Origin of the sequence: Kribbella sp. NPDC051770, assembly GCF_040681455.1 — a bacterium.
GTDB lineage: Bacteria > Actinomycetota > Actinomycetes > Propionibacteriales > Kribbellaceae > Kribbella.
On sequence record NZ_JBFAYT010000016.1, the window covers coordinates 129,372 to 143,364 of the forward strand.

13 protein-coding genes are annotated in these 13,993 nt (G+C 71.0%); 10 read left to right on the forward strand and 3 right to left on the reverse strand.

What is annotated here, in order from left to right:
* Window positions 1-199: 199 nt before the first annotated feature.
* Window positions 200-1,159 (forward strand): sigma-70 family RNA polymerase sigma factor, encoded by a 960-nt coding sequence (locus AB0M01_RS35835; RefSeq protein ID WP_363676954.1) that lies wholly within the window; start codon window positions 200-202, stop codon window positions 1,157-1,159.
* Between the two features lie 78 nt (window positions 1,160-1,237).
* Here the strand turns inward: AB0M01_RS35835 and AB0M01_RS35840 are convergent, their stop codons facing one another.
* Both AB0M01_RS35840 and AB0M01_RS35845 read right to left on the reverse strand, forming a co-directional pair.
* Window positions 1,238-1,948 carry an HAD family hydrolase gene (locus tag AB0M01_RS35840; RefSeq protein ID WP_363676955.1) on the reverse strand — a complete coding sequence of 237 codons (711 nt, stop codon included), beginning with the start codon at window positions 1,946-1,948 and terminating at the stop codon, window positions 1,238-1,240.
* 41 nt (window positions 1,949-1,989) lie between these two features.
* Complete coding sequence (locus AB0M01_RS35845) at window positions 1,990-3,210, reverse strand: CPBP family intramembrane glutamic endopeptidase (protein ID WP_363676956.1); 1,221 nt, start codon at window positions 3,208-3,210, stop codon at window positions 1,990-1,992.
* 85 nt (window positions 3,211-3,295) lie between these two features.
* Here AB0M01_RS35845 and AB0M01_RS35850 point away from each other — a divergent pair, with 85 nt between their 5' ends.
* From AB0M01_RS35850 to AB0M01_RS35885, 8 genes are all read left to right on the forward strand, one after another.
* On the forward strand, window positions 3,296-4,618 hold the full coding sequence (locus AB0M01_RS35850) for an MFS transporter (protein WP_363676957.1): 1,323 nt from the start codon (window positions 3,296-3,298) through the stop codon (window positions 4,616-4,618).
* Window positions 4,615-6,027: an aminotransferase class V-fold PLP-dependent enzyme gene (locus AB0M01_RS35855; protein WP_363676958.1), complete on the forward strand. Its 1,413-nt coding sequence runs from the start codon at window positions 4,615-4,617 to the stop codon at window positions 6,025-6,027. The genes AB0M01_RS35850 and AB0M01_RS35855 overlap by 4 nt, the downstream gene beginning before the upstream one ends.
* Before the next feature lie 181 nt (window positions 6,028-6,208).
* Entirely contained in the window at window positions 6,209-7,177 is a 969-nt protein-coding gene (locus tag AB0M01_RS35860; RefSeq protein WP_363676959.1) for a Dyp-type peroxidase, read from the forward strand.
* Between the two features lie 32 nt (window positions 7,178-7,209).
* On the forward strand, window positions 7,210-8,763 hold the full coding sequence (locus tag AB0M01_RS35865) for an ATP-dependent DNA ligase (protein WP_363676960.1): 1,554 nt from the start codon (window positions 7,210-7,212) through the stop codon (window positions 8,761-8,763).
* Window positions 8,760-9,605 carry a class I SAM-dependent methyltransferase gene (locus AB0M01_RS35870; protein ID WP_363676961.1) on the forward strand — a complete coding sequence of 282 codons (846 nt, stop codon included), beginning with the start codon at window positions 8,760-8,762 and terminating at the stop codon, window positions 9,603-9,605. Before AB0M01_RS35865 ends, AB0M01_RS35870 begins: the two co-directional genes overlap by 4 nt.
* 386 nt (window positions 9,606-9,991) lie before the next feature.
* On the forward strand, window positions 9,992-10,273 hold the full coding sequence (locus tag AB0M01_RS35875; RefSeq protein WP_363676962.1) for a hypothetical protein: 282 nt from the start codon (window positions 9,992-9,994) through the stop codon (window positions 10,271-10,273).
* Window positions 10,234-10,491, forward strand: a complete 258-nt coding sequence (locus tag AB0M01_RS35880; protein ID WP_363676963.1) for a GNAT family N-acetyltransferase — start codon at window positions 10,234-10,236, stop codon at window positions 10,489-10,491. The genes AB0M01_RS35875 and AB0M01_RS35880 overlap by 40 nt, the downstream gene beginning before the upstream one ends.
* Window positions 10,492-10,564: 73 nt before the next feature.
* Window positions 10,565-11,470 (forward strand): helix-turn-helix transcriptional regulator, encoded by a 906-nt coding sequence (locus AB0M01_RS35885; protein ID WP_363676964.1) that lies wholly within the window; start codon window positions 10,565-10,567, stop codon window positions 11,468-11,470.
* A gap of 242 nt (window positions 11,471-11,712) precedes the next feature.
* On the opposite strand, the gene AB0M01_RS35890 is transcribed toward AB0M01_RS35885, so the two are convergent.
* Window positions 11,713-12,270, reverse strand: a complete 558-nt coding sequence (locus AB0M01_RS35890; protein WP_363676965.1) for a helix-turn-helix domain-containing protein — start codon at window positions 12,268-12,270, stop codon at window positions 11,713-11,715.
* Between the two features lie 88 nt (window positions 12,271-12,358).
* Between AB0M01_RS35890 and AB0M01_RS35895 the strand changes: the two genes are divergently transcribed.
* Entirely contained in the window at window positions 12,359-13,255 is an 897-nt protein-coding gene (locus tag AB0M01_RS35895; protein WP_363676966.1) for an SDR family oxidoreductase, read from the forward strand.
* Window positions 13,256-13,993: the final 738 nt, after the last annotated feature.

Below are 13,993 nucleotides of genomic sequence, written 5' to 3' on the forward strand. Positions count from 1 at the left end.
TTATTTCGGGAATCCGGCGGGTACCGGGTGCGTTGCGCTGGGTGGCAACGAAAGGCGATGTGTGGTGGGACACACAATGCTTCCTGAACGTGGAGCTGCTGGGAACTCTCAGGGAACGTTCAGGCTGTTTACACACTCGTCGTGGAATCTTGAACCTCACTCGAGCGTTGCTCTCCATGTAACGACGAAGGGAGTTTCGGTGGCTCGCATGGCTCGTGTCCGGTCCACGGACGAAGGTATCGACGGCAAGGACAGCGTCGGTCTCTACCTGGAGGAGATCGCGCGCACTCCGCTGCTGACGGCGGAGGAAGAGGTCGAGCTCGCTGAGACGGTCGAGGCAGGACTCCTGGCGGAGCAGCTGCTGGCCGAGGGGCGGGTTGGACGCAAGAAGGGCGGCGCGCCCAAGTACGCGACGCAGGAGGAGCTGGAGTGGCTGGCGGCTGAGGGGCAGAAGGCCCAGCAGCGGTTCGTCACCGCCAACCTGCGGCTCGTGGTCTCGATCGCGCGCCGGTACGGACGTTCGCAGATGCCGCTGCTGGACCTGGTCCAGGAGGGCAACACGGGGCTGATCCGCGCGGTGGAGAAGTTCGACTACCGCAAGGGCTTCAAGTTCTCGACGTACGCGACCTGGTGGGTGCGGCAGGCGATCACCCGCGGTATCGCGCAGCAGGCCCGCGTGGTCCGGCTGCCGGTGCACGTGGTGGAGCAGCTGAACCAGATCGGGTCCGCGCGGCGCACGCTGGAGCGCAAGCTCGGGCGCGAGCCGGAGGTCGACGAGATCGCCGCCGAGCTGGACCTGGACCCGGAGCGGGTCACGGAGCTGATCCGGATCGGCCGGGACCACATCAGCCTGGACAACCCGATCGACGACGAGGGCGAGACCTCGCTGGGCGACCTGATCGCGGCCGAGACCGCGCCGGGCCCGGACCAGCTGGTCGCCGACGCCTCCGACCGGTCCGGACTGTTCAGCCTGGTCGACCAGCTCGACCCGCGGTCGGCCGACGTGATCCGTCGCCGCTACGGGCTGCACGACGGCCGCCAGGCCAAGCTGGCCGACATCGGCGCGGTGCACGGCATCTCCGCCGAGCGGGTCCGGCAGATCGAGCGCGAGGCACTGGGGCGCCTGCGCCTGATGGCCGACCCGACGCTGGCCGCCTAGGTCTGAGCCACCTGGCAGCCGTAGCCAACCAAAACCCCACTCAGGACCCCCGGGCCTCTCCAGGCCCGGGGGTTCTGTCTATCTCCAGCCGTCCAGTACGCCGGGGAGCTCGGACAGGCGCTGGATGGTCGCGTCCGGTGTGCCCTCGGTGTGGCCGACCTGGTTCGACGGGATGTTGCTGTGTGGGATGTGCACCGCGCGCATCCCGACGTTCTGGGCGCCCCAGACGTCGTCGAACAGCCGGTCGCCGACGAACACGCAGCGCGCCGGGTCGGTGGCGCCGGCCGCCCGCATCGCGGCCAGGAACGTCTCGGGGTGCGGCTTCGTCCACGGCACCTCGCTGGTGTAGACGGCGCCGTCGAGCAGCTCAAGCACCGCGTCGCGCGCGAAGATGTCCTCGTGCCGCTGCCGCGACCAGATCGTGTTCGACAGGACGCCGATCCGGTAGCCGCGGTCGCGGAGCTGCTTCAGCATGTCGATCGCGTCCGGGTCGAGCTCGGTGTGCGGGTGCCACTGGCGCTCGTACTCCGCGAGCGCGGCCGGCGTCATCACCACCTCGGCGGCCAGGCAGACCGCCTCCAGCGTCGTACTGACCTGCTCGTCGCGGGACCGCAGCCAGGCCGCGTTCTCGGCCGCGAGCAGCTTGGCCGCCAGCTCGTCGGCGCGCGCCTCGTCGATCAGGTCGGCGACCGAGCGCCAGACGGCGTACAGGTCGATGTCGTGCCAGGTGGCCAGGGTGCCGCCCCAGTCGAAGAGGACGGCCTCGATCGGTTCTGCGCTGTTCGTCACGGCGCACAGGTTGCCAGATCGCACCGACAATCTCCGCTGGTTTACCGGCTGACGGTCTCCACCTTGCGGCGCTTGGCCAGCCAGCTGACGGTGACCGCGAAGAACGCCAGCGCCGGGATGTCGGACAGCAGCAGCGTCCACGGCGCACCGCCCTGGTCGGCCCAGCTGCCCAGGTCACCCGTTGCCGCAGGCAACAGGAACGCGAGCAGGTTGTTCAGCGCGTGCAACGCGATCGCGGCCTCGATGCCACCGGTGCGCACGGTCAGCCAGCCGACCGTCATCGCGAACAGGAAGATGTCGATCAGCGCCCAGCCGGTGTAGCCGTGCGCGGAGACGAACAGCGCGCTGCTGATCACGAGCGCCGGCCACGGCGTACGGAAGAGTCTGGTGAACAGGTTGCCGGACTCGCCGCGCGGACCGTACGCGCCGATCGCCTGGACCAGCCAGCCGCGGAACACGAACTCCTCGGCGGCGGACTGGAACGGGACCAGGCACAGGATCAGCAGCGCCGGGCCGATGAACGCGGCGAAGCCGATCCAGCTGCCGTCGTCAGCCGCGGCTGGGTCGGCGTTCGGGAAGAGCTGGTCCACCAGCGCGGTCAGGGCGACCGAGACCGCGAGGTAGCCGAGGGCCGGCAGACAGGCGAGCAGGAGCCACTTCCAGCGGATCTTGTTCAGCACCGAGGCGACGCTCCACGGTGGGCGGCGCTGGATCGCCCAGGCGGTGAAAACGACGGCCGGGGTGAGGATCGCGAGCATCACTAAGGTGCTGGCGAGGTTCTCGAGGTCGGTCGGGAAGAGCTGGTCGCCTTCACCGTCGGGGAAGTCGCCGGTGATCGCGCCGTGGACGATGCTCCAGACCAGGAAGACGGCGATCGTCGCGAAGAACGCGAAAGCGGCCAGAGCGAGGGTGCCGAGGAGCGGTCGCCACCACTTGTGCGGTGCGTTGCGGGCGAGCTGGTGGAACGGGGTGCCGGGTGGGGCGGGGATCTGGCGGGGCTCGGGCGGGCGCATGTTGTACGGGACCTGACCGTACGGGTGCTGACCGTACGGCGGTTGACCGTAGGGCGGTTGGCCGTACGGGGGTTGTTGCTGGGGGTAGGGCTGCGGCGGGTAGGGCTGTTGCGGGCCGGTCCACGGCGGGGGCTGCTGGGGTGACCAGAAGCCGGGCTCGCCGGGCAGCTGCTGGCCTCCGGGCAAGGGCGGCTGGCCGTAGCCCGGCTGCTGCGGCTGGTCCTGCGGTGGTCCTCCCTGCGACGCCATGCCGTGACTCTATGAGATCGGCTCAAGTCCGCCCCCTGTGGACGAAGCTCGACACGCGATCGCTGTTGTTTGACATGCTTCCGTCATGCCGAACCACGAGCAACGCCGAGTGCGGATCGGCTACGCCCTGGGCTCGGTCGCGACCGGTTCGTTCGGCACGGTCCCGGGCCTGTTGCTGCTCCCCTACCTGACCGACACCCTGGGCATCGCCGCCGGAGCGGCCGGCGCGATTGTCCTGCTCCCGAAGGCGCTCGACGTCCTGCTCAACCCGGTGGCCGGCCGGATCAGCGACCACCACCAGTCGCCGCTCGGTCCGCGCCGCCCGTTCCTGCTCCGCGGCGGGCTCGCGCTGGCGGTCTGCTTCGCGGTGCTGTTCGCCGCGCCCGACCTCGGCTCGAAGGCGCTGAACGCGACCTGGGTGCTGTTCGCGTTCGTCGCCTGCGCGACGGCGTACGCGTTCTTCCAGGTGCCCTACATCGCGATGCCGGCCGAGATCACCGACTCCTACGCCGAGCGCACCCGGATGATGTCGTGGCGGGTCGCGTTCCTGACGCTGGCGATCCTGATCAGCGGCGGCGCATCGCCCGCGATCCGCGACGCGATCGGCGGTCGCGACGGGTACCGGGTGATGGGTCTGGCCGTCGCGGTCTTGCTGGCTCTGGGGACGACCGGGGCGTACGTCGGGACGCGGCGCGCGCCGATCGGCCGCCCGCAGGAGACGACCGGAACGCTGCGCGACCAGCTGCGGCTCGTGGCCTCGGTCCGCGACTTCCGCTGGCTGCTGATCACGCTGATGCTCCAGGCGCTCGCGATCGGCTCGATGCTCGCGGGCATCGACTACCTCGCGCGGTACGTGCTGGGCGATCCGGGTGCGGCGACGATCGGCTTCGTGTGCGTGGTCGGCCCGGCGCTGCTGGTGAGCCCGCTGTGGCTGGCTTTCGGGAATCGGTTCGGCAAGCGCACCGGCTTCCTGGCGGCCTCGGCTGTGCTCGGCATCGGGTCGCTGGCCTTGGCGACGGCCCAGCACGTGCCGACATGGTGCGTGTACGTCGCCACGGGCATCGTCGGGATCGGCTTCACGGGCGCGCAGGTGTTCCCGCTGGCGATGCTGCCGGATGTCGCGGCGGTCGATTCCGCGCGCAGCGGCGTACGGCGGGCCGGTGTGTTCACCGGGGTGTGGACGGCCGGGGAGACGCTCGGGTTGGCTCTCGGTCCTGGTCTGTACGCCGTCGTGCTCGCTCTGGGCGGCTATGTGTCGTCGACCGACCAGAGCGCTGTGCAGCCGGGATCTGCCGTGACTGCGATCGTGATCGGGCTGTCGCTGGTCCCCGCTGTGCTGATCGGCCTGAGCTTCTTCTCGTTGACCCGCTACCGACTGACCGCCGACGAAGTCCTGGAGGCCCGATGACCGACGTCCTCACCCGGCTGCGCGCACTGCAGGAGGGCGACCTGCCGACGCACGGCGGGAGCACGCTGGCGTACGTGTACGACTCGGGGTTGGCCGAGGCCGACGAGATCGGCCGCGCGGCGCTCGCGCAGTACGGGGCGACGAACGGGTTGGATCCGACGGTGTTTCCGAGCTTGCGGACGCTGGAGAACGAGCTCGTCGGGTGGGCGCGGCGGTTGCTGAACGGGCCGTCGGCGGTGGGCACGGTCACCTCGGGCGGCACGGAATCGGTGCTGCTTGCTGTACAGGCCGCCCGTGATGCCGTCGCTGTCTCGTCTCCGAACATGGTCATCCCGTCGACCGCGCATGCCGCGTTCCACAAGGCCGCGCACTACTTCGGCGTCCGCGCGATCGTGGTCGACGTCGACCCACTGACCTTCACCCCGCGCCCAGCCGACGTCGCCGCAGCCATCGACGACAAGACCGTCCTCGTCGTCGCCAGCGCTCCTTCGTACGCCCACGGCGTCATCGATCCGATCCCCGAGATCGCCGCCGCAGCAGCCTCGCGCGGCGCCCGCTGCCACGTCGACGCCTGCATCGGCGGCTGGATCCTGCCCTACCTGCGCCTTGACGGTCTCGCCGTACCGGCCTTCGACTTCGCCGTACCGGGGGTCACGAGCATCTCGGTCGACCTCCACAAGTACGCGTACACCCCCAAGGGCGCCTCCATCCTGCTGCACCGCGATCCGGCGCTGCGCCGCCCGCAGTACTTCGCCAGCGCCGCCTGGCCCGGCTACACGATGCTCAACTCGACCATGCAGTCCACGAAATCCGGCGCTCCACTCGCCGCCGCCTGGGCCGTCATCAACCACATCGGCGACGAGGGCTACACCCGGCTGGCCCGCGCCGCCCACGACGCCACGCTCTCACTCGCCGCGCGAGCAGCCGAGCTCGACGGCCTCACCGTCCTCGCCCCTCCAGCGACCACGCTGGTCGCCCTCCGCTCCGACGCCCGCGCCGACGTCTTCACCATCGCCGACGAGATGGCCGCACTCGGCTGGTTCGTCCAGCCGCAGCTGAGCTTCGGCGCCCAGCCACCGTCGCTCCACCTGACAGTCAGCGCAGCAACCGCACCCCGCCTCGACGACCTCGTCACCGCCCTCACGACAGCGACTCAGGCAGCCCAGAAGTCCGGCCCCGTCCAGGTCTCCCCCGACCTCGCCGCGGCCGCGGTCGCGCTCGACCCTTCGACCCTCGACGACGCAGCCTTCGACGGCCTCCTCTCCATCGCCGGCCTCGGCGACACCGCGTCGTCCGGGACGCTGCCCACCCGGATGGCGCCCGTCAACGCCCTCCTCGACGTAGCTCCGCCGCCGCTGCGCGAGGCGCTGCTGATCGCCTTCCTGGACCGCCTGATGCGCCCGACCTGATCGTCCGCCTCGGCGGCCTCATGCGCCCGCCCAGCCGATCCCCGACCGCGCTGCTCGGCGTCGGCTGGTCGCCTTCCCTCACCACCCGACGGGTTCGCCTGCCCACCCCGCCGCTCCGTCCCGAAACACCCGTCCGGCATCCTGCTGTCCGAACGTCGTACGAACCCCTGAGGAGCCTGTGATGGTGACCGACCCGACCCCTGGTCCGACCGCCTCGACGCGCGCACTGCCGCAGTCGGTGCTGATGCCGTTGACCGGCTCGGCGATCTTTCTCGTGGTCCGCATCGAGCCGGGCGGCGAGGAGACGGCCCGTGACCTCCTCGAGCGGGTCAGCGGTCTCACCCGTTCGGTCGGGTTCCGCGTCCCGGCGGGCAACCTGTCCTGCGTCACCAGCATCGGCTCCGATGTCTGGGACCGCCTGTTCTCCGGCCCGCGCCCGCGCGCCCTGCACCCCTTCATCGAGCTGAATGGCGGCAAGCACAAGGCCGTCTCCACCCCGGGCGACCTGCTGTTCCACATCCGCGCCGCCCACCTCGACCAGTGCTTCGAGCTGGCTCAGCAGATCATGAAGGTCCTCGACGGCGCCGCGACGGTCGTCGACGAGGTGCACGGCTTCAAGTACTTCGAGATGCGCGACCTGCTCGGCTTCGTCGACGGCACCGAGAACCCGACCGGCCGCGACGCCGAGGACGCCGTGCTGGTCGGCGCCGAGGACCCCGACTTCGCCGGCGGCAGCTACGTCATCGTCCAGAAGTACCTGCACGACATGAAGGCCTGGAACGCCCTGACCGTCGAGCAGCAGCAGCTCGTCATCGGCCGCACCAAGCTCGAGGACATCGAGCTCGACGACGACGTCAAGCCGTCCAACTCGCACATCGCCCTCAACGTCATCGAGGACGAGGACGGCAACGAGCTGCAGATCCTGCGCGACAACATGCCCTTCGGCTCGATCGGCGACGCCGAGTACGGCACGTACTTCATCGGCTACGCCAAGGACCCGGCCGTCACCGAGCTGATGCTGCACCGGATGTTCCTCGGCGAGCCCGAAGGCAACTACGACCGGATCCTCGAATTCTCCACCGCCGCCACCGGCACCCTGTTCTTCACCCCGTCCGCCGACTTCCTGGACGACCTGCCCAAGCTCCCCTGAGCCGGGCCGAAGTCCCGGATTCTGTCGGTGGCATGAGTAAGACTGAACTCATGTTGCTCGCCGACGTGGTTGCCACCTCCACCGCTCTCAGCGGGACCAGGTCACGGCTGGCCAAGGCCGGTTTCATCGCCGAGCTGCTCTCAGCCGTGACCGACCCCGTGGAGACCGAGGTCGTCGTCACCTACCTGTCCGGCGAGCTGCGCCAGCGGCGTACCGGCGTGGGCTGGCGCACGCTCACCGACGTTCCCGCGCCGGCCACCGAGCCGTCGCTGACCGTGGAGGAGGTCGACCGCGCCTTCGCCGAGCTCTCCGAGATGTCCGGCGCCGGCTCCCAGGCTCGCAAACGCGCCGCGGTTGATGCGCTCTTCTCTCGCGCCACCGAAGCCGAGCAGACGTTCCTCCGCCTGCTCGTCGCCGGCGAGCTTCGCCAAGGCGCGCTCGACGGAGTCATGGCCGACGCGGTCGCGAGAGCCACCGGCATCCCGCTCGACAAGATCCGCGCCGCGACGATGCTCCGCGGTGCCGCCGCGCCCGTCGCCGTCGCCGTACTGACCGAGGGTGAAGCCGGTCTCGCCCAGTTCGGCCTGGAGGTCGGCCGCGGAGTGCAGCCGATGCTCGCCCAGTCCGCGACCAGCGTCGCCGAGGCGATGACGAAGACCGGCTCGCCCGCCGCGCTGGAGTGGAAGCTCGACGGCATCCGCATCCAGGTCCACCGCAACGGACCGGACGTCGTCGTGTACACCCGCACCCTCGACGACATCACCAGCCGCGTCCCCGAGGTCGTCGCCGCGACCCTCGAGCTGAAGGCCGACCAGGTCGTGCTCGACGGCGAGCTGATCGCGCTCCGCCCTGACGGCCGCCCGGAGGCCTTCCAGGTCACCGGTTCCCGTACGGCGACCCGCGCCGCGACCGGCCCGGAGACTGTCCCGCTCACGCCGTACTTCTTCGACATCCTGCACCTCGACGGCCAGGACCTGATCGGCCTTGGCGGCGCCGAACGGCACGAGTGGCTGAGCAAACTCGTCCCCGAGCACCGGCGGATCCCCCGGCTCGTCACCGACGATCCCGAGGCCGGCCAGGCGTTCTTCGCCGACGCGGTCAAACGCGGCCACGAGGGCGTGATGGTGAAGTCGCTGTCGATCCCGTACGAAGCAGGCCGCCGCGGCTCGGGCTGGGTGAAGGTCAAGCAGACCCACACCCTCGACCTGGTCGTCCTCGCCGCCGAGTGGGGCCACGGCCGCCGTACCGGCTGGCTGTCGAACCTGCACCTCGGCGCCCGCGACGAGACCACCGGCGAGTTCGTGATGATGGGCAAGACCTTCAAAGGCCTCACCGACGAGCTGCTGCGCTGGCAGACCGACCGCTTCCAGCAGATCGAGACCAGCCGCGACAACTACACGGTCTACCTCCGCCCCGAGATAGTCGTCGAGATCGCCTTCGACGGCGTCCAGACGTCCCCGCGCTACCCCGCCGGCATGGCCCTCCGCTTCGCCCGGGTCCTCCGCTACCGCGAAGACAAGACCCCCGCCGAGGCGGACACTGTGCAGACCCTTCAGAACATCCACCAACCGGACGAGGCTCAATGACCGCGCAGGACAGCACTTCTTCGGCCTCGTCGGAGGCGGATACTTCGGTCGCGGCGAGCGCTGACTCCCCCGCCGCATCGGTCTCGCCGGACGGTGCCCAAGTCTCTCCGGGCGCCGCCGTGGCGGCACCGAGTGCCGACTCCCCTGTTTCCTCATCCACCGCCGCGGGCGCGCCGGACCCCGACGCCGCGTCGCGCCTGCTCGCTCACGAGGCGCTCGACGCCGACAACCCGACCGGCTGGTTCGAGGAGCTGTACTCCGCGGCGGCCGACGGCCGCGCCGTCATCCCCTGGGACCGCGGCATGGCCCACCCGCTGCTCGCCGACTGGATCTCCACCGCCCAGCCCGACGGCACCGGCAAGCGCGCGCTGATCGTCGGCGCGGGCACCGGCTGGGACGCCGAACTGATTGCGGACCTCGGCTACGACACCATCGCCTTCGACGTCTCCCCCACCGCGGTCGCCGCGGCCCAGCAGGCTCACCCCGACTCCAAGGCCCACTACCAAGTGGCCGACCTCCTCGACCCACCCGCCGACTGGCACCGAGCCTTCGACCTGGTCATCGAGATCTTCACCGTCCAGGCGCTCCCCATCGCGATCCAGCCGGAAGCAACCCACCAGGTCGGCGAACAGGTCCGCCCCGGCGGCACCCTCGTCGTCATCGCCTTCGCCCGCCCCGACGACGTCCCCGACGCCGCCGTCGAAGGCCCACCCTGGCCCCTCACCCGAGCCGGCATCAACGCGTTCGCCGAGAACGACCTCCGCCTGATCCAGCTCGACCAGGCCCCCAGCCCGACCGACCCCACCGCGATCCGCTGGCGAGCCGAGTACCTCCGCGACTGAACCACTTCCCAGGCACCCGCGGCCGCTCAGCAGACGCCTCACCGCGGCGAGGCCTGGCAGCTGAGCCAATCCACAGCCGCCCACGCCACCACAGCACGGCCCCGCCCCGCCACCTCTCGCGCGCGGTGGACGACGTCGGGCGCCGGATGCCCCTGCACGATCGATGGCCATCGGCGTACCGAACGACAGGAGGAGTCCGCATCAGGCCGCCTTCGGCGCATGCGGCCCCGCGCGCACGACCGAGCCCTCCGCGAGACGTCCTGTCCTTCGGTGCACGCCAGGACCGTGAGCCGTTCCCAACTCTCGATGCCGGCCGCCAAATTCGCGCGACCTAGACGCGGCGCACGCCGTACGCTCGCGGGATCGTCCAGCTGCTGGGGAGCCTCATGACGTCCACGATCCGTCCGATGGTCGACACCGACCCCGCCGACCTCTTCGCCGCTTTCGCCGCGGCCGGCTGGGACAAGCCGATCACCACGTTCAACCAGTACCTCGCCGACGAGCAGGCCGGCAGCCGCAGCACGTTCATCGCCACCGTCGACGACCAGATCGTCGGCTACGTGACGGTGAACTGGCGATCGCCGTACGAGCCCTTCGAGGGAATGCCGGAGATCCAGGACTTCAACGTGTGCCTGCGTACCGCCGCCGCGGGATCGGCAGCAGCCTGATGGACGCGGCCGAGGCCCTGGTCGCCGAGCGCTCCGCCGTCGTCGGCCTCGGCGTCGGTCTGTACGCCGACTACGGCACCGCCCAGCGCATGTACGTCCGCCGCGGCTACGTCCCCGACGGTCGCGGCGTCATCTACGACCACCGGCAGGTGCCACCCGGCGAGCTCGTCCGCCTCGACGACGACGCCGTCCTCATGTTCACCAAAACGCTGCGCTGACCTCATTCGTCCCATCCGTCACAGATTCTGACCCGACTCGAACATCTGTTCGAACTTCCTGTAAACTGGCCGCATGGCCGGGCGGAACGAGCCGGGGCCGACGGCCCTGCGCATCATGCTGGGCGCGCACCTGCGGCGACTGCGGGAGCGCGCCGCGGTCAGCCGCGCCGACGCCGGCTGGGCGATCCGCGGCTCGGAGTCGAAGATCAGCCGCCTCGAGCTCGGCCGCGTCGGCTTCAAGGAACGCGACGTCCTCGACCTCCTCACTCTGTACGACGTCCGCGACGAAGCCGAGCGCGACCGCCTGGTCCAGCTGGCCCGCGACGCGAACAACCCCGGCTGGTGGCACCAGTACGGCGACGTCACCCCCGACTGGTTCGACGCCTACCTGGGCCTGGAGGCGGCGGCCGAGCTGATCCGCACGTACGAGATCCAGTACGTTCCCGGGCTGCTGCAGATCCCGGAGTACACGCGAGCCGTCGCCCAGCTCACCGCCACCGGCCACCGCACCGAGTCCGAGATCGAGCAGTTCGTCGCCCTGCGCCGGACCCGCCAGGTCATGTTCGACCGCGAACCCCCACTGAAGCTCTGGGCGATCGTCGAAGAATCCGCCCTGCAACGCCCGATCGGCGGCCCCGATGTCCTCCGCGCCCAGCTGAACGCTCTACTCGACGCGATTCAGCGTCCGAACATCACCCTCCAGATCATCCCCACCAGCAGCGCCGGCCACGCAGCCTCCGGCGGCGCCTTCACGGTCCTGCGCTTTCCCAAGCCGGACCTCCCGGACGTGGTTTACCTGGAACACCTCACCAGCGCCCTGTACCTGGACAAACGAGACGACGTCGACGCCTACACCAAGATCCTCGACACCCTCGCGGCGACGATTCCACCGCCGCAGGAGACGCCGGCGATGCTCAAGAGCCTGATCCGCAGGATCCGTCGATCGCCGAAGGCAGGTCCGCCTCCGCAGCCCGAGTGACTACCTGCCCTGGCGCCGATCGACACGGATGCACCTGTCCCCGACTCGGGCACGAGCCGGAGCAGGGCCAGCTGGAGTGCACCGGGCGCGACCACCCGCGGCTCGCCGAGCCATCGGCCGGTACGGCGTATGCGTCCCATCCCGCCCAGCGCGCCCGCTGCTCGCCTTGGCAGGGCTGGGTCGGGTACGTCCGCGACTCAGGTCGGCCCGCTTGGCAGGGCTGGTTCGCGCACGTCCTCGACTCAGGCGGTCAGGTCGGCCAGTTCAGCGAGGGTCGATCGCAGCACCTTCTCCAGGTCGCCCTCCGACCCGTCGACCCAGCGCTCGAACGCCACCCGGAAGATCGTGACACCCAGTTCAGCCGCGAGCGCCGCGCGGGGCGCGGGGATCCCACGCGCCTGCAGGGCCGCGGTGAAGGCCGTAGCCAGCGCAGCCAACTTGATGAACTCGCGCTCCCGGAGCTCCGGTGTCGCCACGATCAGCGCCTGACGCCGGCGCGAATGATCGCGACGCCCTTCGAAGACCTCACCCGCCGCGAGGACACCGGCCGCGACTGCATCCATCGCCCCGGCACTGGCCGGCGCCGCGGCAACGGCCGCGACCATCAGCTCCTCCAGCTCCGACGAACCAGCGAACAGCACCTCACGCTTGTCCGCGAAATGGCGGAAGAACGTGCGCGCGGTCACGCCGGCCCGGTCGGCGATCTCCGCGACCGTCGTGCCGTCGTACCCCTGTTCGGCGTACAGGGCCATCGCGGCCTCGCGGAGGCGACCCGCAGCGTCCGGTTCCCAGCGCACCATGGGGTCGATCCTATGTGATGTCATCGTGTGACATCACAGGTGTAGGCTCCGTGATGTCACACGATGACATCACTGGAAGGACACCACCATGCGCGTCTTCGTCACCGGAGCTACCGGCCACCTCGGCTCCGCCCTCGTCCCCGAGCTCCAGCGGCACGGCCACCAGGCCGTCGGGCTCGCCCGCTCGGATGCCTCCGCCGCCCGCCTGGCCGGCTGGGGCGCCGAGGTCGTCCGAGGCGACCTCGACGATCTCGACACCCTGCGCGCCGCGGCTGATGCCGCCGACGGCGTCGTTCATCTCGCGTTCCGCCACGACGCGATGGAGGCCGGCGACCTCACCGGCGCAGCCGACTCCGACCTCGCCGCCGTCCGCGCGATCGCCGACGTCCTGGCCGGGACCGGCAAACCGTTCCTCGGTACGTCGGGCACCGGCCTGCTCGCCGGGGCCGGGCTCGACCGCCCGGGCACCGAGGACGACACCCTGCCCGGCGGCTACCGCATCGACGCCGAGAACCTCGTCGTCGACCTGGCCGCCAAGCAGATCCGCTCGTCAGTCGTCCGGCTGCCGATCGTGCACGGGCCGCTCGACACCGGGTTCATCCGGTCGCTGATCGGGTTCGCCCGCCGGAACGGTTTCTCGGCGTACGTCGGCAGTGGCACGAACCGCTGGTCGTCGGTGCACACCCTCGACGCGGCCCGCCTCTACCGGCTGGCGCTCGAGTCGGCACCGGCGGGCGCTCGACTGCATGCCGTGCACGACGGTGGGGTCGAGTTCCGCCAGATCGCCGAGGCCCTGGGCCGCGGCCTCGGTCTCCCGGCCCGCTCGATCAGCAAGGATCAGGCACCGGAGTACGTCGGCTACCTCGCCCACTTCGTCACGATCGACAACCCGACCACCGCGACCCGGACCCGCGAACTGCTCGACTGGGAGCCCACCGAGATCGGACTCCTCGAAGACCTTGCCCAGAGCCACTACTTCGGCTGATCGGCCGCGCGAAACCGGTCGTCAGGGGGCCGGTCGCACGGTGACCGGTCGCGCGGGGACCGGTCGCGCGGGGACGGGTGGCGCGGTGACCGGTCGCGCGGGGACGGGTGGCGCAGGCGCGCTGGCGCGGAGGCCGATGGCGAGTGGACCGGTAGCGGAGGGGGCCGGTGGCGAGGGGACCGGTCGCGACGGGCCGGTCGCGCGGGATCGGTCGCACGGAGACCGGTCGCACGGGGCCGGGTGGCTCGGGGGCCGCTGGCGCGGAGGCCGATGGCGAGCGGGCCGGCGCGGGGACCGGTCGCGACGGGCCGGTGGCGCGGGGACCGGTCACGCGGTGACCGGTCGCGCGGTGAAGGGTCGCGCGGGGACGGGTGGCGCGGAGACCGATCGCGAGCGGACCGGTAGCGAGGCGTCGGTTGCGAGGAGGCCGGTGACGGGGCGGCCAGTTGCGCGGGGACGGGTGGCGAGAGGGCCGGTGGCGCGGGGGCCGCTGGCCCGGAGGCCGATGGCGAGCGGACCGGTAGCGAGGGGTCGATTGCGAGGAAGCCGGTGACGCGGCGGCCAGTTGCGCGGGGACGGGTGGCGCGGGAACCGGCGGCGCGGGAACCGGCGGCGCGGGAACCGGCGGCGCGGGAACCGGCGGCGCGGGAGCCGGCGGCGCGGGAGCCGGCGGCGGGGGGGGGGGGGCGGGGGGGGCGGCGCGCGGGCGCGCGCCGGCGGGCGGCGGCGGGGGGCGGG